The organism is Shewanella seohaensis (assembly GCF_023283775.1).
Lineage (GTDB): Bacteria > Pseudomonadota > Gammaproteobacteria > Enterobacterales > Shewanellaceae > Shewanella > Shewanella seohaensis.
Genome location: NZ_JAKILE010000013.1, coordinates 26162 through 48218 on the forward strand (window position 1 = coordinate 26162; position 22057 = coordinate 48218).

The 22057-nt window shown below is 50.0% G+C and carries 18 protein-coding genes; 7 read left to right on the forward strand and 11 right to left on the reverse strand.

Going from position 1 to position 22057, the window contains the following annotated elements:
• Positions 1-27: 27 nt before the first annotated feature.
• The 6 genes from L2713_RS14950 to ilvC all read right to left on the reverse strand — a co-directional run bounded on the left by L2713_RS14950 (position 28) and on the right by ilvC (position 8917).
• Complete coding sequence (locus L2713_RS14950) at positions 28-1161, reverse strand: pyridoxal-phosphate-dependent aminotransferase family protein (RefSeq protein WP_248968419.1); 1134 nt, start codon at positions 1159-1161, stop codon at positions 28-30.
• 142 nt (positions 1162-1303) lie between these two features.
• A complete protein-coding gene (gene ilvA / locus L2713_RS14955; RefSeq protein ID WP_248968420.1) occupies positions 1304-2977 on the reverse strand; it encodes a threonine ammonia-lyase, biosynthetic in 1674 nt (557 codons plus the stop codon).
• A gap of 1 nt (position 2978) precedes the next feature.
• A complete protein-coding gene (gene ilvD / locus L2713_RS14960; RefSeq protein ID WP_248968421.1) occupies positions 2979-4838 on the reverse strand; it encodes a dihydroxy-acid dehydratase in 1860 nt (619 codons plus the stop codon).
• 79 nt (positions 4839-4917) lie between these two features.
• The gene (ilvM, locus tag L2713_RS14965; RefSeq protein WP_011621169.1) at positions 4918-5178 is read right to left on the reverse strand and encodes an acetolactate synthase 2 small subunit; all 261 of its coding nucleotides are present in this window, start codon (positions 5176-5178) and stop codon (positions 4918-4920) included.
• Positions 5175-6848, reverse strand: coding sequence for an acetolactate synthase 2 catalytic subunit (ilvG, locus tag L2713_RS14970; protein WP_248968422.1), 1674 nt, complete (start codon positions 6846-6848; stop codon positions 5175-5177). Before ilvG ends, ilvM begins: the two co-directional genes overlap by 4 nt.
• A gap of 590 nt (positions 6849-7438) precedes the next feature.
• Positions 7439-8917: a ketol-acid reductoisomerase gene (ilvC, locus tag L2713_RS14975; RefSeq protein ID WP_248968423.1), complete on the reverse strand. Its 1479-nt coding sequence runs from the start codon at positions 8915-8917 to the stop codon at positions 7439-7441.
• 196 nt (positions 8918-9113) lie between these two features.
• On the opposite strand from ilvC, the gene ilvY reads away from it, so the two are divergent.
• Positions 9114-9986 carry an HTH-type transcriptional activator IlvY gene (gene ilvY, locus L2713_RS14980; RefSeq protein WP_011715584.1) on the forward strand — a complete coding sequence of 291 codons (873 nt, stop codon included), beginning with the start codon at positions 9114-9116 and terminating at the stop codon, positions 9984-9986.
• 72 nt (positions 9987-10058) lie between these two features.
• Here the strand turns inward: ilvY and tnpA are convergent, their stop codons facing one another.
• Together tnpA and paeA are read right to left on the reverse strand one after the other, a co-directional pair.
• Positions 10059-10493, reverse strand: a complete 435-nt coding sequence (gene tnpA, locus L2713_RS14985) for an IS200/IS605 family transposase (protein ID WP_248968424.1) — start codon at positions 10491-10493, stop codon at positions 10059-10061.
• A gap of 163 nt (positions 10494-10656) precedes the next feature.
• Complete coding sequence (gene paeA / locus L2713_RS14990) at positions 10657-11973, reverse strand: polyamine export protein PaeA (RefSeq protein ID WP_011621165.1); 1317 nt, start codon at positions 11971-11973, stop codon at positions 10657-10659.
• A 210-nt stretch (positions 11974-12183) separates the two neighbouring features.
• Here paeA and L2713_RS14995 point away from each other — a divergent pair, with 210 nt between their 5' ends.
• The gene (locus L2713_RS14995; RefSeq protein ID WP_248968425.1) at positions 12184-12984 is read left to right on the forward strand and encodes a substrate-binding periplasmic protein; all 801 of its coding nucleotides are present in this window, start codon (positions 12184-12186) and stop codon (positions 12982-12984) included.
• Here L2713_RS14995 and L2713_RS15000 read toward each other — a convergent pair.
• The 3 genes from L2713_RS15000 to L2713_RS15010 all read right to left on the reverse strand — a co-directional run bounded on the left by L2713_RS15000 (position 12947) and on the right by L2713_RS15010 (position 16335).
• A complete protein-coding gene (locus L2713_RS15000) occupies positions 12947-13360 on the reverse strand; it encodes a YkgJ family cysteine cluster protein (RefSeq protein ID WP_248968426.1) in 414 nt (137 codons plus the stop codon). The genes L2713_RS14995 and L2713_RS15000 overlap by 38 nt on opposite strands.
• A 115-nt stretch (positions 13361-13475) precedes the next feature.
• Positions 13476-15299: a sensor domain-containing diguanylate cyclase gene (locus L2713_RS15005; protein ID WP_248968427.1), complete on the reverse strand. Its 1824-nt coding sequence runs from the start codon at positions 15297-15299 to the stop codon at positions 13476-13478.
• Between the two features lie 10 nt (positions 15300-15309).
• Complete coding sequence (locus L2713_RS15010) at positions 15310-16335, reverse strand: ABC transporter substrate-binding protein (protein WP_248968428.1); 1026 nt, start codon at positions 16333-16335, stop codon at positions 15310-15312.
• Between the two features lie 392 nt (positions 16336-16727).
• Between L2713_RS15010 and recG the strand changes: the two genes are divergently transcribed.
• From recG to L2713_RS15035, 5 genes are all read left to right on the forward strand, one after another.
• Positions 16728-18803: an ATP-dependent DNA helicase RecG gene (gene recG / locus L2713_RS15015; RefSeq protein ID WP_248968429.1), complete on the forward strand. Its 2076-nt coding sequence runs from the start codon at positions 16728-16730 to the stop codon at positions 18801-18803.
• Between the two features lie 178 nt (positions 18804-18981).
• Positions 18982-19878: a DUF3014 domain-containing protein gene (locus tag L2713_RS15020; protein WP_248968430.1), complete on the forward strand. Its 897-nt coding sequence runs from the start codon at positions 18982-18984 to the stop codon at positions 19876-19878.
• A gap of 359 nt (positions 19879-20237) precedes the next feature.
• Positions 20238-20975 (forward strand): beta-ketoacyl synthase chain length factor, encoded by a 738-nt coding sequence (locus L2713_RS15025; protein ID WP_248968431.1) that lies wholly within the window; start codon positions 20238-20240, stop codon positions 20973-20975.
• Positions 20968-21816 carry a lysophospholipid acyltransferase family protein gene (locus L2713_RS15030; RefSeq protein ID WP_248968432.1) on the forward strand — a complete coding sequence of 283 codons (849 nt, stop codon included), beginning with the start codon at positions 20968-20970 and terminating at the stop codon, positions 21814-21816. Before L2713_RS15025 ends, L2713_RS15030 begins: the two co-directional genes overlap by 8 nt.
• Positions 21803-22057, forward strand: a complete 255-nt coding sequence (locus L2713_RS15035) for a phosphopantetheine-binding protein (RefSeq protein ID WP_011621156.1) — start codon at positions 21803-21805, stop codon at positions 22055-22057. Before L2713_RS15030 ends, L2713_RS15035 begins: the two co-directional genes overlap by 14 nt.

Genomic DNA, 22057 nt, shown 5'->3' on the forward strand with positions numbered 1-22057 from the left:
AACATCCTTATACGCGAAACTGACATATTAGTTCAGCACCTCTTCTAGGGCGCGCAAACAGAGCGCGACATTCTCACGGCGGGCACCAAAGCCCATTAAACCGATGCGCCAAGCTTTACCCGCTAGAGCACCAAGACCGGCACCGATTTCAAGGTTGTAATCCTTGAGTAGACGCGCACGCACGGCGGCATCATCAACGCCTTCGGGGATGTAAATGGCATTAAGTTGCGGCAAACGCGAAGCTTCGGCGACCACAAATTTCAGGCCGAGTTTTTCAAGGCCGGCGCGCAGCACTAAATGCATGTCTTGATGACGCTTCCACGCATTTTCTAAACCTTCGGCCGCCAATAAACGCAGCGACTCGTGCAGGGCATAAAGTGCATTAACAGGCGCGGTATGGTGATAACTGCGCTTGCCACCAGCGCTCGTCCAATAGGCCATGACCAGACTTTGATCGAGGAACCAGCTCTGCACTGGCGTTTTACGGTTTTTAAGCTTTTCCACCGCATTGGGCGAGAAAGACACAGGCGATAAGCCCGGCACGCAGGAGAGACATTTCTGACTGCCAGAATAAATGGCATCGATTCCCCATTCATCGACTCTTAATTCCACACCGCCGAGGGAAGTGACCGCATCGACAATCGATAAACAGCCGTATTGTTTTGCCAGCGCGCACAGGGTTTTAGCATCACTCAATGCGCCTGTTGAGGTTTCGGCATGCACAAAAGCAAGGAATTTAGCATCGGGGTTGGCTTTAAGCGCCGCTTCAACGGCAGCAGGGTCGACAGGCGTACCCCATTCATTATCCACCAGCACCGCAATCGCACCGACGCGCTCGACGTTTTGGCGCATACGCTCACCAAACACACCATTGCGGCACACAATCACCTTTTCGCCGGGTTCGACTAAGTTTACAAAACAGGTTTCCATGCCCGCACTGCCGGGGGCCGACACCGCCATCGTCATTTCATTTTTGGTCTGAAACGCATATTGGATCAGGCTCTTAAGCTCATCCATCATGCCAACAAATAATGGGTCTAGGTGACCAACGGTAGGCCTTGCCTGCGCGGCTAATACTTCAGGATAAACATCCGATGGACCTGGCCCCATCAAAATGCGGCGAGGCGGATTAAAGGCAGAAAAATGCGGTGCAGGTAACATCATGTCTCCTTAATGCGTAGGGTCGAGGTCTGATTATTGTGGGACTAGAGCATTCACTCTTAACTTGTTAAACCAAACTACCACAAAAAGGGGCGCCTGTGCGCCCCTCCTTTAGCCTAAGTTGTAACCTAAAGCTAAGTGACTACAAAGGCAGGTTCTTTTTTCCTTTTCCGGCATTCAAAAACAGTTGATAAGCAGGGCTTTGCGTCTCTTCTTGATAGACAAATCCCAGCTCAGTTAAAAACTGCTGAAACGGCAAGGCATCGCCCTCGGGGACTTCAAACCCCGCCAGCACTCGCCCAAAGGCCGCGCCGTGATTACGGTAATGGAATAAACTGATATTCCACTTGCTCTGCAGGGTGGTTAAAAACTTCAGCAGCGCACCGGGATGCTCGGGAAACTCAAAGCTAAATAGGCGCTCCTCTAACGGCTCTGGCGGATGACCACCGACCATATAACGCACATGTAATTTCGCGGTTTCGTCACCGGATAAGTCCTGCACCTCGAAGCCATTATCTTCTAAGGTATTGATGATCTGCTCTAATTCGCCATGGCCTTTAGTCAGGCGAATACCCGCAAACACCACCGCCATATCGCGACTGCTAAAGCGATAGTTAAATTCGGTCATCACCCGCTTTTCGAGCAACTCACAAAAACGCAGGAAGCTGCCGGGACGCTCGGGCACTTTAACCGCCAACACGGCTTCTTTTTGCTCACCCAGCTCACAGCGCTCAGACACATACCGCAGGCTGTGGAAGTTCACATTCGCGCCACTTAAAATCGCCGCGACTTTTTCACCCTTACCACTCTCGCCTGCGGCATTGGTACTGACGTATTTTTTAAGCCCCGCAAGGGATAAGGCACCCGCAGGTTCGGCAATAGCGCGGGTATCCTCAAAAATATCTTTTACAGCAGCGCAGATTTCGTCGGACGTTACCGTCACTACTTCATCCACAAACCACTTAGCTAAGCGAAATGGCTCAGTGCCGATACGTTTAACCGCGACCCCATCGGCAAACAAGCCGACTTGCGCAAGTGTGACAGGCTCGCCCGCCTCCATCGCCGCTTTTAAGCAGGCCGCATCTTCAGGCTCTACCCCAACAATTTTAACCTTTGGCATCACCGCCTTGTAATAAGCAGCAATCCCGGCAATTAAACCACCACCGCCCACGGGCACAAATACCACTTCAAGGTCGCGCTGCTGTTGCAGCATTTCTTGGGCGATAGTGCCTTGGCCTGCGATAACGGCTTCATCATCGAAGGGGGCGATATACACCCGACCTTCCTGCTGTGCCATCTCCATCGCAAAGCCATTGGCCTGATCGAAGGCTTGGCCGTGCAACACCACGTTACCGCCCAAACGACGCACCGCATCGACTTTGATATCCGGCGTAGTTTCGGGCATCACAATCACTGCATCCACACCACGACTGGCCGCCGACATGGCCACGCCTTGAGCATGGTTACCCGCCGAGGCGCACACTACGCCGCGTTGACATTCGGCTTGGCTTAACTGGGCGATACGGTTATAGGCGCCACGCAGCTTGAAGGAATGCACAGGCTGCATATCCTCACGCTTTAAAAATACTTGGCAGCCCAAACGCGCCGAGAGTTTATTCAGGCTCGAGAGTGGCGTCACTTTCGCAACGTCATAAACCGACGACAACAGGATTTTTTGCAGGTAGCTTTGCGCAAGCTGACTCTTTTCTAAGGCTGAAGTGCTCGATTGCGCCTTATCGGACTGAACTTGAGAGGATTGAACTTGAGAGGCCTGCGCCTCAGCCTGCTCCGTTTGCGACGATGCGAGAGATAACATATCAGTCCTCCAACTTACTGCGATCGCGCACCGCGCCCTTATCGGCACTGGTGGCAAGCATGGCGTAGGCTTTGAGCGCCATCGACACATAACGCTGACGCGAAAGCGGTTTCCACGCCATTGGCCCACGGGCGAGCATGGTTTCACGACGCGCAGCCAATTCGGCATCACTCACCGCAAGCTTAATACTGCGCTTAGGAATATCGATTTCGATGCGATCGCCGTTTTCAATCAAGGCAATCGTGCCACCCGCCGCCGCCTCAGGCGACACATGGCCGATGGATAAACCTGAGGTTCCACCAGAGAAACGGCCGTCGGTGATCAGCGCGCAGGCCTTGCCTAAGCCGCGAGATTTTAAGTAACTGGTGGGGTACAACATTTCTTGCATGCCTGGGCCGCCTTTTGGCCCTTCGTAACGAATAACCACCACATCACCCGCCACCACTTCGCCACCTAAGATGCCAGCGACAGCATCGTCTTGGCTTTCGTACACTCGAGCGCTGCCAGTAAAGGTCAGGTTAGACTCATCCACACCCGCCGTTTTAACGATACAGCCATTGTCGGCCAGATTGCCCGATAACACGGCCAAACCGCCCTCTTGGCTGAAGGCAAATTCGCGGCTACGGATACAACCTTCACGCCTGTCATCGTCCAGCGATGGCCAGCGGCAGTCTTGGCTAAAGGCTTTAGTGGTAGGAATGCCCGCAGGTCCCGCCATAAAGAATTGTTTTACTTTGTCATCTTGGGTTTGCATGACATCGTACTTGGCGAGCACCGACTTGAGATTGCCCCCCGCATCGGCGGCAACGTGTGGCACATCGGTATGCAGCAGTCCGGCGCGGTCGAGTTCGCCTAAGATGCCCATCACACCTCCGGCGCGGTGCACATCTTCCATATGGTATTTAGCGGTCGACGGCGCCACCTTACACAGATGCGGCACTTGGCGCGACATACGGTCGATATCGTCCATAGTGAATGCCACGTCCGCCTCCTGCGCCGCAGCCAATAAGTGCAACACAGTATTAGACGAACCGCCCATGGCGATATCCAGCGCCATGGCGTTCTCAAAGGCTTTAAAGCTGGCGATGTTGCGCGGCAGTGCCGAGGCATCATCTTGTTCGTAGTAACGTTTGGTCAGCGCCATTACGCGGCGGCCCGCTTCTAAAAACAACTCACGGCGATCGGCATGGGTCGCGAGCATGGAGCCGTTACCCGGCAGCGACAGACCTAAAGCTTCGGTTAAACAGTTCATCGAGTTGGCGGTAAACATGCCCGAACAGGAACCACATGTAGGGCAAGCGCTGCGTTCGATTTTAGCGCTATCTTCATCGCTCACACTCGAGTCGGCCGCCGCCACCATGGCATCGACTAAATCGAGTTTGATAAGCTTGTCCGACAGTTTGGTTTTACCCGCTTCCATCGGCCCGCCCGATACAAACACCACGGGAATATTGAGGCGCAGCGCCGCCATCAACATGCCGGGGGTGATTTTGTCGCAGTTAGAGATACAAACCAGCGCATCGGCGCAGTGGGCATTGACCATATACTCGACGCTATCGGCGATAAGCTCCCGCGAAGGCAGACTGTAGAGCATGCCACCGTGGCCCATGGCGATACCATCATCCACAGCGATAGTGTTGAATTCCTTGGCGATACCGCCCGCCTCTTCGATGGCGCCCGCCACCAGAGAGCCCATATCTTTTAAGTGCACATGGCCGGGGACAAACTGAGTAAAGGAGTTGGCAATCGCAATAATCGGCTTACCAAAATCATTGTCTTTCACCCCTGTGGCGCGCCATAGCGCACGGGCACCCGCCATATTGCGGCCTTCGGTACTGGTTGCTGAACGTAACTTTGGCATTGACTCTATCCCTTATCTCAAATCGAAAATCGTGCCCTTAGGGCGTTGCTGCAGTGCTAATACCGCAGCCACTGGATGCTTATGCGTGTACTTTTTGTTGTTGCAAGTTTAGCGGTAACAAGACCTTGCATTGAGTGACATCAATCAATTTATTCAATTGATTGCTGAGCAGCTCGATGGCGCGCTCGCTGTCCACTTCCATATCCAGCGACAGACTCGCATCGTCGTTCATCCGCATTTGCATTTGGGTGACAGTAAAACCACGGTGACGAGTCACACGTAGTACACGTTCTATCACTTCTGGGCGTTGTTGAACCGTTAATTCTAGGGAGTGGATCATGTTTGTTTCTCCATTTCGTCCATCATATCGCTGTTTGATGCGCCGGGGGGCACCAGTGGCCAAACGTTAAAAGCATCGTCGATTGCTACGTGTAACAAATAGGGACCCTTAGCCGCTAACATTTCGGTTAAGGCCTCTTCCACTTCGTCGGAAGAGAAAATCGTGCGGCCGGGAATATCGAAGGCCGAAGCGAGTTGCACAAAATCGGGGTTGTCTGACAGATCGGTTTCGCTGTAGCGCTCTTCAAAGAATAGCTGTTGCCACTGTTTCACCATCCCCAGTTTTTGGTTGTCGATTAGTAGGATCTTCACCGGTAATTTGCGGCGCTTGATGGTGGTCAGCTCTTGCACGTTCATCATAAAAGAGCCATCGCCAGACACTGTGACTACAGTTGCATCCGGGCGGGCGACTTGGGCGCCGATAGCGGCGGGTAAACCAAAGCCCATAGTGCCTAAACCAGCGCTGGATAAGTGATCTTCAGGGCGGCGGAACCACATATGTTGGGCGACCCACATTTGATGTTGGCCCACATCGCAGCACACTACGTTGTCTTCGGGCAGTTTATTAGCAAGGCGGCGCAGCATGGCAGGAGCATAAATTAAGCTGCCGGGATGTTGATAATCCCATTGATGTTTACGGGCAAGATGTTCAACCTCTGCTTGCCAAGACGTGATGTTCAGTGACATAGCTAAAGCGGGGAAAATCTGACGTAAATCACCGGCGATGGCCACATCGGGCTGGCGCAGTTTGCCCAGCTCGGCGGCGTCTATATCTAAATGGATGACTTTAGCCTTATTGGCAAAGGTTGCTAAGCGGCCTGTCACTCGGTCATCGAAGCGCGCTCCAGCAACCACTAATAAATCGCAATCCTGCACCGCTAGGTTGGCCGCCTTTCCGCCGTGCATACCCAACATGCCTAAATAACCTGGAGTGCCATGGGCAATACTGCCTAAGCCCTTTAACGTCGCGACCGATGGCATACCCGTGGCTTTGATAAATTCCCGCAGTTGATCGACGGCGCCCGCCATCCCGACGCCACCACCCACGTACAACATAGGCTGCTTCGCCTCTGCTAACAGGGCGCGGGCCGCCTCAATCTCACAGGCGCTCGCCTGTGGCTCATTGGTCACCGCCAGCAAGGGAGTGCGATATTCCAGTTGCGCGATTTGGATATCCTTAGGGATATCCACCAGCACTGGGCCGGGTCGACCCGATGCCGCGATTTCGAAGGCTTGATACAGGGTCGGGATCAGATCGTTGACATCCGTCACCATAAAACTGTGCTTAGTGCAGCTTAAGGACATGCCCAATACATCGATTTCTTGAAACGCATCTGTGCCAATCACGGCGGTTGAAACCTGACCCGTGATAGCGACAACTGGCACAGAATCTAATAACGCATCGGCAAGTGAAGTGATTAGGTTGGTGGCGCCTGGGCCTGAGGTGGCAAAGCACACGCCAGTTTTACCACTGGCTCTAGCGTAACCTACGGCGGCAAAGGCGGCGCCTTGTTCGTGGCGGCTTAAGAGATGTTCGACAGGGCTTCCATAGAGGGCATCGTAGATTGGCATAATGGCACCACCTGGGTAACCAAATACTGTGGTAACACCATGTGCTGCCAACACTTTTATTACTGCGTCTGCGCCTCTAATCATCTGCCCTGGTTCCATATTCTCTCTCGCTACCTTGATCCTAAATTGCCGAAAATCGACTCGTAATTTGTGCTATTTCGAAACCTCATTTCCAAAACCTCGGGCCTGAAAACGAAGAACCCCCCGGTCCTTTCGGAGCGGGGGGTTCTTTCGAAACTTTTAACCTTTTAGGTCTACCAGTTTGCCATGCGCCGCCCCCGCTGTGATTTAATAATCACTACGGTAATAATCACGAGAATGAGCTTGGCAGCTTGGTTAAACATCAATATGGGTTCCTAATCGGTGTTCTGTATGTGTATCGCTGAAATTCTTATCGCTCCTCACTTTTAAGCCTGAGCGATGCTTGCCTTGGGAACCTTGTCCCGCCGCGAGTTATTAGCTTTACCATAAAGCGACAGCCAAACACAATAAAAAATTATCTAATGTCAAAAAAATTCAGCTTCCCTGCCGAGACAATGCAAAACAACAAAGTGAAACGTTAACAAACGCGCGTTAGTGAACCTTATCGCCAACTAACCCATGTCGGTTTTGCCCGCTCGACAACCTACGAAGCAGGAATAAATTTGCCACGCCGAGCCCCACATCCTTAGGGGCCTGGCCTTTATCGATTAAACTCCAACAATACTTTTCATATCAGTCATATAACCACGAAGTTCCGCACCAATGTACTCAACAGAGGTGTGGCGAATCGCATCATTGATGGCGATTAACTGCAGGTTATCGACGTTGTTAGAACTGTCCTTCAGACCCGCACCTAAATACTCTGGCGACATGGCATTTACATAGTCACGCAGCATAGGCACGGCAGCATGGTTGAACAGATAACAACCGTATTCTGCGGTATCCGAGATCACCACGTTCATCTCATAAAGACGTTTACGGGCGATGGTGTTAGCGATCAGCGGCGTTTCATGCAGTGATTCGTAATAGGCTGACTCTTCAACAATCCCCGCCGACACCATAGTATCGAAGGCTAATTCGACACCGGCTTTGATCATCGCAACCAGGAAAATCCCCTTGTCAAAATAGGTTTGCTCGTCGATATGCTCGCTCGAAACTGGGGCATTTTCGAAGCCTGTTTCGGCGGTTTCGGCGCGCCAACGCAGCAGGTTAGCGTCGTCATTGGCCCAGTCTTGCATCATAGTGCGAGAGAACTCGCCGCTAATGATGTCATCCATATGTTTTTCGAATAAGGGTTGCAGGATTTCTTTTAAATCTTCTGCAATTTCAAACGCTTTAATCTTGGCTGGATTAGAAAGTCTATCCATCATGTTGGTGATACCGCCGTGCTTAAGCGCCTCGGTCACGGTTTCCCAACCTTGTTGGATTAACTTAGCGGCATAGCCAGGTTCAACACCATCGGCCACCATCTTGTCGTAACCTAAGATGGCGCCCGTCTGCAACATACCGCACAGAATTGTTTGCTCGCCCATCAGATCCGATTTTACTTCGGCGATAAAGGAAGATTGCAACACGCCAGCGCGGTCACCACCTGTGGCACTCGCATAGGCTTTGGCAATCTCTAAACCATCTCCATTAGGGTCGTTTTCTGGGTGCACGGCAATCAGTGTTGGTACACCAAAACCACGCTTGTATTCTTCACGCACTTCAGTGCCTGGGCATTTAGGCGCGACCATCACCACTGTGATATCGGGGCGGATCTGCATGCCTTCTTCAACGATGTTAAAACCGTGGGAATAAGACAGCGTTGCGCCCTGTTTCATCAGTGGCATCACAGCGCTAACCACATTGGAGTGCTGCTTATCAGGCGTTAAGTTCAGTACCAAATCCGCCGTTGGGATCAGCTCTTCAAAGGTACCCACTTTAAAGCCGTTATCTGTGGCTTTTTGCCATGAGGCACGTTTTTGAGCAATGGCTTCAGGGCGCAGGGCATAGGCAATATTCAGCCCTGAGTCGCGCATGTTCAGACCTTGGTTAAGACCCTGAGCACCACAACCTAAAATAACAATCTTCCAATCTTTGATGTAATTGCAGCCGTCGCTGAATTCAGAACGGTCCATGAAACGACATTGGCCAAGCTGTGCTAATTGTTGACGTAAATTCAGAGAGTTAAAATAGTTAGCCATCTGAGATACCACCTTTCAGTCGGGAATTTGGGACTCAACCAATATCAACTTTTTGTTAATGACTGGTTGTGATTGAAATCACTATAACCTATGGCTATCGTTGCTTAAAATGATATATTCGAAACCTCACATTGCGTTTTATGCAATGTCATTTTCGGTTACAACAGCCTTGATAAGCGGCCAATAGGACGAGGTTATGGACATACGCACCCTCAAATTGTACCTGCACTTATGTGACAGTTTGCACTTCGCCAAGACGGCGGAGCAGATGCACGTCAGTCCCTCGACCTTAAGTCGCGCCTTGCAGCGGCTCGAAGAAGAAGTGAACGCCAAGTTATTCGAACGGGATAATCGCAGCGTGACCTTAACCCACGCGGGGCGCGAGTTTAAATTGTTCGCCGAGCAGACCCTGCACCATTGGCGCAACCTGCGACACAGTATCGATCTCAAACAGGATGTACTGCGCGGCACCTTAAATCTCTATTGCTCAGTAACTGCCGCCTACAGCCATTTACCGCAATTGCTGGAACGTTTTCGGCAGGAGCATCCCTTTGTTGAGATAGCCCTGACCACAGGGGATGCCGCCAATGCACTGGCCGAAGTGCAACAAAATCGCGCCGATATTGCCATTGCCGCGCTGCCGGATCCCTTCCCTGCCACCTTGCATTTCGCCAAGATTGACGATGTGCCTTTGTCCTTAATCGCGCCAACCATGCGCTGCGCGGTGCAGCAACAGATAAGCCAAGCCCCCATCGACTGGTCGCGGGTGCCCTTTATCATTCCCGACCATGGCCCTGGGCGGCGCCGCGCCGATAATTGGTTCAAACAGATGGGAATAAGCCCCAATATTTATGCGCAGGTGTCGGGACAAGAAGCGATTGCATCCATGGTGGCGCTCGGGTGTGGCGTGAGCATCACCCCAGAGGTAGTGATCAATAACAGCCCGGTGCGGGATAGGATCCAGCTATTAGCCTCCCCCGTGAACATTGCCCCCTTTGAGCTGGGTTGTTGCTGCAAGGTCAAACGCTTGGACGATCCAATAGTGAATGCGTTTTTAGAAGCAATCTAAATTTTAGTAGCGATGTAAAGAATCCACCTTCTGAAGAAGGTGGCTTTGTTTTAACCCCCTAAAAGGGGGCCTTTATTCAAGAGCAAGTTGACCCTGCTCTTGCCGCTCTACTTTCTCTTGATGCCTAACGTATCTACGGATTATTTCCTCGTTAATTCCAATCGAATCGACGAAGTATCCTCTCTGCCAAAAATGATTTCCCCAAAGTTTATTCTTACGTAGGTAAGGAAATTTACTGAATATTTTCAACGCTATCTTACCTTTTAACGCCCCCATTACATTCGATATCGATATCTTCGGAGGTACCTTCACCACTAAATGAACATGGTCAACTTGAACATTTAGCTCCATGACTATGCATCCCATTTGATGGCAATAAACCTGAATGCATCGATAAACCTCTTTTCCGACATTACCTTTCAATATCCGAAAGCGGTACTTTGGTGTCCAGACTATATGATATTGACATCGCCAGAACACATGCGATGCTTGCTCGTATCTACTCATGTTATTTGCCTCTTTTGACTTCGCTAAAAATCAAAGATGCATTTAACATGGGTAGGTATACAGGCAAAGCCTCAAATGATGATAACCACCTACTGAAGTAGGTGGTTTTGGGCTAAAAATAAAAAAACGGGACTGAGTCCCGTTTTTTATGATGTTGATAAGATTAGGTATCTGGCGACATCAACTTATCGTTGCCATCGATGCGGGTTACCAGCAGTTGGTCGACCTTGTAGGCGTCGATATCCACCACTTCAAACTTGTAACCGGCATAGTTAACAAAGTCGGTACGCTTAGGAATTTTACGCAGCATATACATCATAAAACCGGCGATGGTTTCATAATTTTGGCTGTGGGGGAACTCTTCGATATCGAAGGCGCGCATCACATCGGTAATGGGCGTGACCCCATCTACTAACCAAGAATTACCGTCGCGAGCAATAATCTGCTCTTCGCTCTCGTGTAGCGACCAGGCCCCCATCACAGCGCGCTGCAGATCGTTGGTGGTGACAATCCCCACAACTAGGGCGTATTCATTCATCACCACGGCGAAATCGGCGCGACTATTTTTGAAGTATTCCATCGCCTCGGACAGGCTTAAGGTATCGGGAATAATCAAAGAGGTATGCACAAGACTGTTGTCCTTTAAGGTGATGTTCTCGCCGTTGATCACCCGGATCAGCAGCTCCTTCGCATCTACAAAACCTTTGACCATATCCAATTGGCCATCACAGACTAAAAACTTAGTGTGAGGATCTTCGGCAATCTTACGTTTGATATCCTCCTCGCTGTCTTGCAGCAGGAAATACACTAAGCTCTCACGGGCCGTCATGGCAGAAGTGACTGAAACGGTTTGCATTTCAAACACGTTCTCCATCATCTGTTGCTCTCCCCTATCGAGTACACCAGCTTCTGCCCCCGCGTTCATGACCGCGTAAATATCATCGGAAGTAATTTCATCATTTCGGGCCGTGGGTATTTGCAGCAACTTAAAAATCGCGCTGGCCATGCCATTGAAAAACCACACCAATGGACGAAGGATCGCGATACAGAAACTCATAGGGCCAACGACAGCCAAGGCAACTTGCTCAGGCATCGCCATCGCAATACGCTTAGGCATTAAATCGGCCACCAAAATAAAGGCACTGGTAACGAGTAAAAACGACATCAAAAAGCTCACCTGACCCAACCAAGGATCGGCTAACCAAGGTGAAAGGAATTGATAAAAATACGGACGAAATGCAGATTCACCCACAATACCGCCCATGATGGCCACGGCATTCAGGCCAATTTGCACCACAGTAAAAAAGCTGCCGGGATACGACTGTAAATGCAGTACCTTTTCAGCTCTGGCATCGCCTTCATCGGCTAACTGACGTAAACGGATTTTCCGTGATGCGGCCAAAGCAATTTCTGACATGGAAAAGAAACAACTCGCGGCAATTAAGCACAATATAATCATCACGTTATCTAAGAGACTCATGTAACACCTTTTGTTTCACACTAGACTTACTTGCACCAACCCGCGCAGTGATTTTCGCGGATCAGTTGAATTTTGCCCAATAAAGCGGCTCTAGCCTGTGGCAATAAAGAACCCTGCTGCCGCTAAGCCCTTTGCTACACTTTAAAAAACTCGCCACTGCGTTTAAAAAGTATGATGCGTTTATTATATCCGCTAATCGCCTTGTTATGCGTGATTCTGCTCTCGCCTGCTGCCTATGGCGCCGACGAGCTTTCCCCATTAAGGTTACGCTTTTGTGTCGAAGAGACTGAATATCCACCGTTTAATTATTTTATTCGGCAAGATGGCATTAAGACTTCCACGCTTAGCGGCTACGATATCGACCTGCTAGAACGCACCTTTAAACCCATTGGAATTGATTATGAAGTACAGGCTTTGCCTTGGTTACGCTGTTTGAAGGACGTTCAAAATGGCAGCATAGATGCCGCAATGAGCGCATCGCTCAACCGACAAAGGGCGACTGATTATATCCCATCTATTGCTTATTATTACCTCACCCCCAGTTATTTTTATTTGAAAGCCGAACTAGACCCGCAATTTCATATAAATGATATCAATCAGTTGGCTGATTTTGGCACGGTTTGCGGCATCAAGGGCTTCAATTACGATAACTTTGGCTGGCGAAAAGAAACGCCCATCAGCGAAATCAATTCTCTGCAACATCTCCCAGAAATGTTGTTGAAACACAGATGTAAATTCTTCATCGCCCGTAAGGAGATTTTAGCTGGTAGCCTCGCTTTAACTCAGTCGGGCGAACTGCCTAAAACGCTCACCTCTAAGGTATCCCCCAACACCCAACTGGAGCCTTTTTATATGCTGATCTCAAAACGTTCAGCCAATAAAGACTTGATTGCGCGTGAATTTAATCGGCAGGTACAAGCGATGCGAGACAGCCATCAACTCGAAGCCCTGTACCAATTCCATATTCAAAAGCTTACTCACGGGGACGATAAGGGCAGTGATTCGCTTTAGGGCCGATTTGCGGATGATTGCGGCAAGTTTCGGGGCGTTGATGATAAATGGTGCAGCGACGGGTTTTGCTGTCGAGGTACAGGCAATCATCGTTCGCCATGCGGGCCAAGGTAAAAATGGCGGTTTTGTGGTTGAAGTTGTCGATGATGCGCGCTTTTTGCAGACGCTTGGCGATGACTTTGAGATCGCCCTCGGCTTCAAACTCGTCCACTAAGGCCATGCGCACTAAGTCGCTCACAGTGACTTCTACGGGCAGGGTACAGCAGGTTGCATGGCAGCTATCACACAAGCCTTTGCGATATTTTTGCCAAGTGGACAAATCATCGATATTGAAAATCGACACTGCACTTGCCGTATTTTTGCCCCGTTTTGACACGCCAGAACCTAGAGTTAGAAATTAAAGGGCGGCAATTATAGCAGGCCAAAAGCAGAAATAAATCGGCGCCGCGCCATGCTCAAGACAAGCAGTGATGCCGTGCCTCAATTATCAGTCACTTATGGTTCGAATCAATCACCACGGTATTGCGCCCCTGATCTTTAGCGCGATACAGACAAATATCGGTACGGCGCAGCACCTCCGACAACGTTAAGCTATCCTGGCTCTCCTTAGGAAAATACACCCCACCAATACTGAGGGTGATCTTGCCCTTTGGGGAGCTTCGATGAGGGATCTCCAAGGCGGCCACCTGGTAGCAGAGCTGGTTGGCTATCGCCTCCAATTGAATTGGTGAAATCTGTTGCAGAACAATCGCGAACTCCTCACCACCAATACGGGCAAGCAAACTCTCCTGTGGCAAGATATCGCTCTGAGTTAACGCCTGCGCCACTCGCTTAAGCGCCGCATCGCCCTCGAGGTGGCCGTAGGTATCGTTGTAGCTCTTGAAGTAATCGACATCCAACATGAGCAGGCCGAACGGAGTGTTTTGCTGGAGCAAGGTTTCTAGGGTTTGAGTGAAGGGGCGGCGGTTGCTTAATCCGGTTAACTCATCGGTGTCGGCCATCACCCGCAGCTGAGCATTCACCGACACTAAAGCCTGTTGCAGGCTGAGCATCTGTCGCTCTTTTTCCTCACGCAGTAATAATTCGTTCAGTGCCGCGGCAAATTGAGTCAGCATTACCTTCTTTTGCACGTTCCAGTTTAATGGACGACTGACCATAGAAAACGAGAGTAACCCCAAGAGTTGATTGCTATTTTTAATCGCATAGGCGGCAATTGAACAGATGCCGACCGAGCACAAGGCTTGATATTCCTTTGGCGATTCATTCGCCAGTTCAGCAACTGATTCAATGACTAAGGTCGACTCTGAGGTAAATTTTTGTGCCAGCACAGCCACACTGTCGATGGAAATATCTTGGACCTTGCCCGCCTGCAACTCGCAGCTCCAAAAACTCCGATAACGGGCGTGCTGCTGGGTAAATTCAATAATGCTCACCCGTTCAACATCAAATAGGCAACCAATGCGGCCACAGACATCGGCCAAGTATTCATCTAATAGAGAGGTGTCTGTCGTTAAAAATTGCAATGACATCTCGGCTAACAGCTGGTTTGCCTTGGATTGCCAATTGAGTTCTTGAGTCCGCTCATCGACCAGCTTCGCTAACTGGTTTTGCTGTTGTTGCAGCGCCCGTTGCTGGCGTTTATTGATTGCCAAATCGTTGCGGATGCGTTGATACATGGCCTGTAGTGACTGGGCGACATGGCCAATCTCATCGGGGCTTTGCATCACACTCATGGGCACATTGAGCTTAGGGAGGGAGTGCAGGTTAATTTGATTGGCAAACCGCTCCAGTGCCGAGAGGCGATTGGTGACTAGCAAGCGCACCAAAGAGAGGATCAAGTAAATCATCAACAGCGTTTTCAGCCCGTTGCCTAATACTATGATGATCAATTGCTGCCACAACTCGTAATAGAGCGTGTCCGTATCTAAACCGACCGTCAGCATGCCAATCTGCTGATCTTGATAGTTAATGGGATAGAGAAACAGGGTTTGCCGACGATTATCCAAATGAATCGACTTACCCAGTTGCATGGCAACGCCATCGATACTCTCTAAATTAACGCTCGCCACCATGGGCATCATCCCAAGGCCAGACAGCAAATCCGATAACAAACTATGGTCAACATCCCACAGCGACTTAGCCACGCTGGGTAAGATGGATTCGGAGTATTCACGAATATCCGCCGTGGTTTTATCTATGCTCTCCTGATAGTTCCATATCAACTGTACCAACATAGTTAGGACAGCAAAAAACGAACTCACCCCAATAATAGTGAGCGTCATTCTATGACTGATGGAATGATTACGATGCTTCATGGATACCTATTTATGATTGTGGCAACTTATCCAAAATCTGTGTCTTAAAAATCCCCGCCCAATCCCTAGCGACTAACAGTCGATAAAACTCCGAATCTGGATTAAGGACACTAAAAAGTTGTATGTCCGCATCGGGATAATATTGCGAAGTTTCTTGATAATGCCTCAGCTGCACTAACCCCAATGCGCCCGCTAAAAAGTGCCCTCCGCCCAATGTGCTGATCTGCTGTGATTGGCGAAGCTGTAAAATCTCTGCGGAGGTATTCACTGAACTCACCAACACATCACGCCCGGGCTGAAGTCCTTTTTCCCGCAAGGCTTTTAGTACTCCAATAGCCATATTATCGCTGGCCGTCCAAATCAGATTTAAATCGGGATAGCGGGAAAGCAAAGTTAAGGTTTGCCCATAGGCAATATCTTGGCTCCACTGGCCATAGACGGTTTGAGTCACAGTGGCATTGTGCTGCATAAAAAAGTAGTCATTGGCGCCTTGGGTGCGCAGCACTGAGGCAGGCGTCGACTTATCGCCCGAAATTAATAAAACCTTCGCGTTTTCATCCTTTAAACCACTTAATAGGATTTTGGCCGTTTCGGCGCCAATCGCGTAATTATCGGGAATAATGGCTGGTAATAAATAGGTTTTCCAATGTGGATCCGTTAATAAGGTTTCTCGCTCGGCCACTGAAATATCATTCAATATCAGCTGCACATATATGGGATAGTGGTAGAGCAACTGCAACATTTTTATTGCTGACTGCTTCTCATTTACCAAAATAATATGGCTAGGGATGGATGAGGTAGAGCTTAATAATACCTCTAATTGGTTAATCATTTTAAAATGATTACGGTCTGAATGGGTTATTTGTAAATTAATATCGAGTTGAGTGGCAGCCACTTGCATTAATTTATCGACATCACCCCAAAAGCTATCCGTTGCGGCGCCGGGGTTAAAAAAAGCCACTTCTAATTTGGCCCATGCAGGCGATGCGGAACACAGCAGGCCTATAAATAAACAACTCAAATACCATAGACGCAAAAGCGAGTTCTCCTCGACGGTGTTTCCCCAAATGTGTTCCGTCACTGGAGGTCACTTTATTATTTCGATTCACAACCTTGTTACCGCATAATTACCAAAGCATGTCGCTGGTAACCAATTATTTGATTAAACCACAAAATAATAAAAAGTGAACTTGGTAACTAAGAATATTTATTTTTGCCTAAGTTCAGCGCAACCAATTATAGGATATTCATTTTAATTTTAATAAGATAACTTAAATGTTAACGGCTAAGTTCATTCTTTTGGTGTAACGCCTCTCCGCCAGTTAACCCATCGCCATTTATCCTTTGGCCAGCGCCAAGCCCAAGATTGCCTTACGCTTATACTCTGTTAGTATATGTATAAATTCACAGTGATTGAGCGCTAACGACTTGCAGCAATTGGATCTTGTTCCGATCACCGACCTCAAAGGCGTCGCCAAAAGGGTGGCGGAAAAACTCGCCAAGCTCGGCATCACAACAGTACAAGATCTGCTGTTTCACTTACCCCTGCGCTACGAAGACCGCACTCAAATTTATCCTATTGCCGCCTTAATGCCGGGAAATTACGGCACCATTGAAGCCGAAATCCAGTCGACGCAAATCATTCAAGGCCGTAAACGCATGCTGGTGTGCAATGTGCGGGATAATACCGGCAGCATGAGCCTACGCTTCTTTAACTTTTCGATGGCGCAACGCAATGCGATGCAAAATGGCTTAATGATCCGCGCCTACGGTGAAATTCGCCGTGGTAATCATCAGGCAGAAATCGTCCATCCCGAGTACAAAATTGTGTATCCCGGTGAAGACATTCATTTAAGCGATACCCTTACGCCGATTTATCCCACGACGGAAGGACTCAAGCAGGCGAGTTGGATCAAGCTCACCGAGCAAGCCCTCGAATTATTAGAAGACGGCGGTTTGACCGAGTTATTACCCACCAATTTGCAGCCCAACAGCATGAGCCTGAAACAAGCACTGCAAACTCTGCATCGCCCCCACGCTGGAATATCACAATTTGACTTAGAGCTCGGCCAGCATCCGGCGCAGCAACGGCTGGTGCAGGAAGAACTGCTCGCCCATAACCTCAGCATGCTCCGACTCAGGCAGCGCAGCAATCTCGACGCCGCCGTGACCATGCACGCCAGCGGCCAGCTATTGAATCCCTTTCTCGCCTCATTGCCCTTTAAACCGACGGGCGCCCAGCAACGGGTCGTCGCCGAGATTGGTAAAGATTTAGAGCAACCGCACCCCATGATGCGTTTAGTTCAAGGTGATGTGGGTTCGGGTAAAACCTTAGTCGCCGCCCTCGCCGCCCTGCAAGCCATCGAAAATGGTTACCAAGTGGCCATGATGGCGCCTACCGAATTACTCGCTGAGCAGCATGCGGCTAACTTTGCCGCCTGGTTTGAACCCTTGGGATTAAAAGTCGGATGGCTGGCGGGCAAACTTAAAGGCAAGGCGCGGGCGCAATCCTTAGCCGATATTGAATCGGGCGCGGCGCAAATGGTGATAGGTACCCACGCCATCTTCCAGCAACAGGTAACCTTTAACAAACTAGCCTTGATCATCATTGACGAGCAGCACAGGTTCGGGGTTCACCAACGGATGGGGCTGAGGGAAAAAGGCATTAACCAAGGCTTTCATCCCCACCAGTTGATTATGACGGCAACGCCGATCCCACGCACCTTAGCCATGACGGCCTACGCCGATTTGGACACCTCGATTATCGATGAGTTGCCGCCCGGCCGCACGCCCGTGACCACAGTCGCCATTCCCGATTCGCGCCGCAATGAAGTGCTCGAGCGCGTCCGCAACAGCGTAGTCACGGATAAACGCCAAGCCTATTGGGTCTGTACTCTGATTGAAGAATCCGAAGTGCTCGAGTGCCAAGCGGCTGAAGATACCGCCGAAGAGCTGCGCCAAGCGCTGCCGGAACTGAGCATAGGTTTAGTCCACGGCCGGATGAAAAGTGCTGAAAAGCAAAAAATTATGGCCGATTTCAAGGCGGGAAGCATACATCTCTTAGTGGCAACCACAGTGATTGAAGTCGGCGTCGACGTCCCCAACTCCAGCTTGATGATTATCGAAAACCCCGAGCGACTGGGCCTTGCACAGTTGCACCAGCTGCGGGGCCGCGTAGGGCGCGGTGCCGTGGCGAGCCATTGTGTGTTACTCTACAAGGCGCCATTGAGCCAAACCGCGAGCCAGCGGTTAAATGTGCTCAGGCAAAGTAATGATGGTTTTGTGATTGCACAGAAAGACTTAGAGATCCGTGGGCCGGGCGAAGTACTGGGCACTAAGCAAACGGGACTGGCCGAGCTGAAAATCGCCGACCTTGTCCGCGATCAGGCGCTTATCCCACATATCCAAAAACTGGCGAGCCATGTGATGTCACAGGCCCCAGAATCGGTCGATGCCATTATTCATCGCTGGCTTGGACACAGGCAACAATACGTTCAGGCCTAAACCTTAAGCTAACCCCTTCAAGGTAAAATAAATTCAGCCTGTTCAGCTCACCACTATGGACAAGCGCGTGGAAACTTGCACAATGAACCTGCCACCGACAACTCGTTGGCACTTGCACTTTAAATGTTAGCTGCATGTATTCACCCCGTTACCTTGACACTTAAGCGAAGGATGTAAAATGCAAGTTAATCAAGATGATAGAATTACACCTCAAGAAACCTCTTCAAGCAGTAATCGCTTTGCTTTGATTGCGATTGTGCTCGTCGTGCTGCTCTCTGCAGGAGGTTATTATTACTACACTAAAGATGACTCACCCAAGCTCATCCCCAATGCGCCGATAGTGCTGCCTGAGCCGCCTTCATCTGAACCTATGACGCTCGAGACAAGCACAGAGCCTGAAACTGCGCCGGTGGAAAATGAAGCACCAGCGGTGACCACGCCGGAAACCGAAACCACAGTCACGCCAACCGAGCCTGCGATGCCTGAAGAAGTCGTCCCTAGCCTGCCCGAGAGCGATGCCTTTGTGCATCAAAAAGCGCTAGCGATCATCAATAACAACGTGGTCGGTTCCTCTTTAGTGAACCAAGATTTGGCCCGTCAGTTTGTGGTGTTTGTGGACAACTTGGCCCAAGGCGATCTCGCCCGCAAAGTCAGCCCAGTCAAAGGCCCAGAAAAGCTGTTCACTGTGTCTGAAATCACTAGCAAAGTGTATTTAAATCCAGAGAGTTACCACAGATACGATGCCTACGCGACTGTACTTGCCAGCATGGATGAAGCAAGCTTAATGCACACTTACAAACAGCTCACACCGCTGTTTGATGAGGCCTTTGCCGAGTTAGGTTACAGTAACGCCAAGTTCAATGACAGAATGCTGCAAGCCATTAAGATCATGCTCGCCGCCCCTATCATCGAAGAGCCTATCGAGCTGAGTTCAATCAGCGTGAACTACCGCTTTGTGGATCCTAATTTAGAGGCCTTGCCGAGCGCGCAAAAACTGATGATCCGCATGGGGCCTGAAAACACCCGTAAAGTCAAAGCGGCGCTGCGTAAATTGGAAAACCAACTCGCCCAATAATGCTCCAAGCTTGTCTAAAAAGGCGCCTAGTGCGCCTTTTTTGTATCTTAAAAATACTACCTATAGACTTGTTCAACTCAGGTTCAGTCCAAGGTTTTATCCTCTATCCTCCCAATACCTCAGCTGCAACGAATGTTACTCTTGGGTGATAAATTCGAACTTGATTGCATTTTGTTAACCATCACAATGCAAATGGCTTCATTAAAACTAAGGACTTAGTGTAGAATAAGCCACTCAATAAACGGGGGAATTGTGCTCGTCAATCCAGCGAGAAAATAGCGATAAGCCAATCAATTCATTAAAATTTTCGCTTAGTTAGGGATAACTAAGACAGCTGTAAATAGTGTCGAGGCAAAGTAGTGCAACTCAGATTCAGCATCCTTTCTTGGGGCGCATGGGCGCCAAAGTATCCACAGCGTGATGACTGGCAAACTTGGTGCAAGCACTCGGCTGACACAAGCAAAGAAAATGACCTCGAGGGGATTTCCCCTGCACTTTCCCAAGTTCCCGCCATGCAGCGCAGACGTTTTAGCCGTTTAACCAAGATGATGCTGGATGTCAGCTTCCAATGTGAGGCCGCGCCTAACTGTCGCTCGATATTTGCTTCTCGCCACGGCGAGCTGCACCGCACCATTGGCCTGCTCGAAGATATTATTGAAAAACAACCGCTTTCCCCCTTAGGTTTTAGTCAGTCGGTGCATAACACTGGCAGTGGTATTTTTGGCATTTTAACCAATAACACCGCCCCTTCGACCTCGATTGCCGCGGGCACAGAAACCCTTTCCCAAGCCATGGTAGAAGCGTTCGCCCAGCTGCACCAATCGCCTGAGCCACTGTTGTTGGTGTTTGGCGACGATCCCGTCCCGCCAGTCTATGATGAATTTACCCAAGAGTTTGAGTTGCCCTTAGCCCTAGGATTGACCCTAGCGCCCGCAGATGAGAGTGCAACCGTCACCCTCACCCTAAGCCAACTGACAGCCGAGCAGCAACAAAACGCCACGCCGCTATCCTATGGCATGTTGATTCATGCGCTGGCAACCTCACAGAATATTGACGGCTGCTTGTCACACTGGCACTGGAGCCTAACGCATGCCTAATCCAGTGCCACACAATGCCGAATTTAATGTCGCTTATACGCTGCCCGAAAAACGCCGCGCGGGAATCAACTATATTCCCCGTTGGTTCGGCGGCGTCAGTTGCTACATCGCCTTTGGTCTCGGTGGACTGTTAAGCTCGTTAACCATATTGCCGTTACTGCGTTTTTGGCCGGGCACGCCCGAGGCGCGGATTATCCGCGTGCAAAAAGCCGTGCACACTATGTTTAAAGGCTTTGTGGCCATGTTGACTTGGGCGGGAGTTATCCGAGTCAGCACCCATAATGCCGAGCTGCTGCGAAATGCCAAGGGCGTGATAGTGATTGCCAATCACCCGAGTCTGGTCGATGTGGTGGTTTTAATCAGCTTGATGCCCAATGCGGGCTGTATCGTTAAACAGGGCCTGTGGCGCAATCCCTTCTTACGTGGCGTCGTCTCCTGCGCGGGATATATCCCCAATCGCGGCGCCGAACTCATGCTCGAAGATTGCCGCGAAGTCCTCGCCCGCGGCACGAATCTGATTATCTTTCCCGAAGGCACACGCACAGTATTTGGTGCAAGCATTAACGAATTTGCCCGCGGTGCTGCCAATATTGCTATTCGCACCCAAGCCGATATTTTACCTGTGGTTTTGCGCACTAATGTGCGTGGTTTGACAAAGGAACAACCTTGGTATGAGATCCCAAGGCAAACCATGGGAATGGCCGTCGAAATCGGCAACACAATTTCTCACCAAGGCTACCAAGCCCCTTTGGGTGAGCATGCGAAAATGGCTCGGCAATTAACCCGAGACCTTGAACAATACTATCAACAACAACTCGAAAATAATTATGACTTTACATAACGAAATTAAACAGTTGATCATCGACTGCCTCGACTTAGAAGACGTCAGTATTGATGATATCGATACAGATGCACCGCTATTTGGTGAGGGACTTGGACTCGACTCAATCGACGCGCTCGAGCTGGGTTTAGCCATCAAGAAAAAATTTGATGTAAAAATCGAAGCCAACTCGGATAGCACTAAGGCGCATTTTTACAGCGTCGCCAGCCTAGCTAACTTCATCGAATCACAACGTCCGTAG

Bases quoted from the DNA above. Each gene is read 5' to 3' on its own strand.
- L2713_RS14950 (WP_248968419.1), bottom strand. From the start codon at position 1,161: ATGTTACCTGCACCGCATTTTTCTGCCTTTAATCCGCCTCGCCGCATT.
- ilvA (WP_248968420.1), bottom strand. From the start codon at position 2,977: ATGTTATCTCTCGCATCGTCGCAAACGGAGCAGGCTGAGGCGCAGGCC.
- ilvD (WP_248968421.1), bottom strand. From the start codon at position 4,838: ATGCCAAAGTTACGTTCAGCAACCAGTACCGAAGGCCGCAATATGGCG.
- ilvM (WP_011621169.1), bottom strand. From the start codon at position 5,178: ATGATCCACTCCCTAGAATTAACGGTTCAACAACGCCCAGAAGTGATA.
- ilvG (WP_248968422.1), bottom strand. From the start codon at position 6,848: ATGGAACCAGGGCAGATGATTAGAGGCGCAGACGCAGTAATAAAAGTG.
- ilvC (WP_248968423.1), bottom strand. From the start codon at position 8,917: ATGGCTAACTATTTTAACTCTCTGAATTTACGTCAACAATTAGCACAG.
- ilvY (WP_011715584.1), top strand. From the start codon at position 9,114: ATGGACATACGCACCCTCAAATTGTACCTGCACTTATGTGACAGTTTG.
- tnpA (WP_248968424.1), bottom strand. From the start codon at position 10,493: ATGAGTAGATACGAGCAAGCATCGCATGTGTTCTGGCGATGTCAATAT.
- paeA (WP_011621165.1), bottom strand. From the start codon at position 11,973: ATGAGTCTCTTAGATAACGTGATGATTATATTGTGCTTAATTGCCGCG.
- L2713_RS15005 (WP_248968427.1), bottom strand. From the start codon at position 15,299: ATGAAGCATCGTAATCATTCCATCAGTCATAGAATGACGCTCACTATT.
- L2713_RS15020 (WP_248968430.1), top strand. From the start codon at position 18,982: ATGCAAGTTAATCAAGATGATAGAATTACACCTCAAGAAACCTCTTCA.
- L2713_RS15030 (WP_248968432.1), top strand. From the start codon at position 20,968: ATGCCTAATCCAGTGCCACACAATGCCGAATTTAATGTCGCTTATACG.
- L2713_RS15035 (WP_011621156.1), top strand. From the start codon at position 21,803: ATGACTTTACATAACGAAATTAAACAGTTGATCATCGACTGCCTCGAC.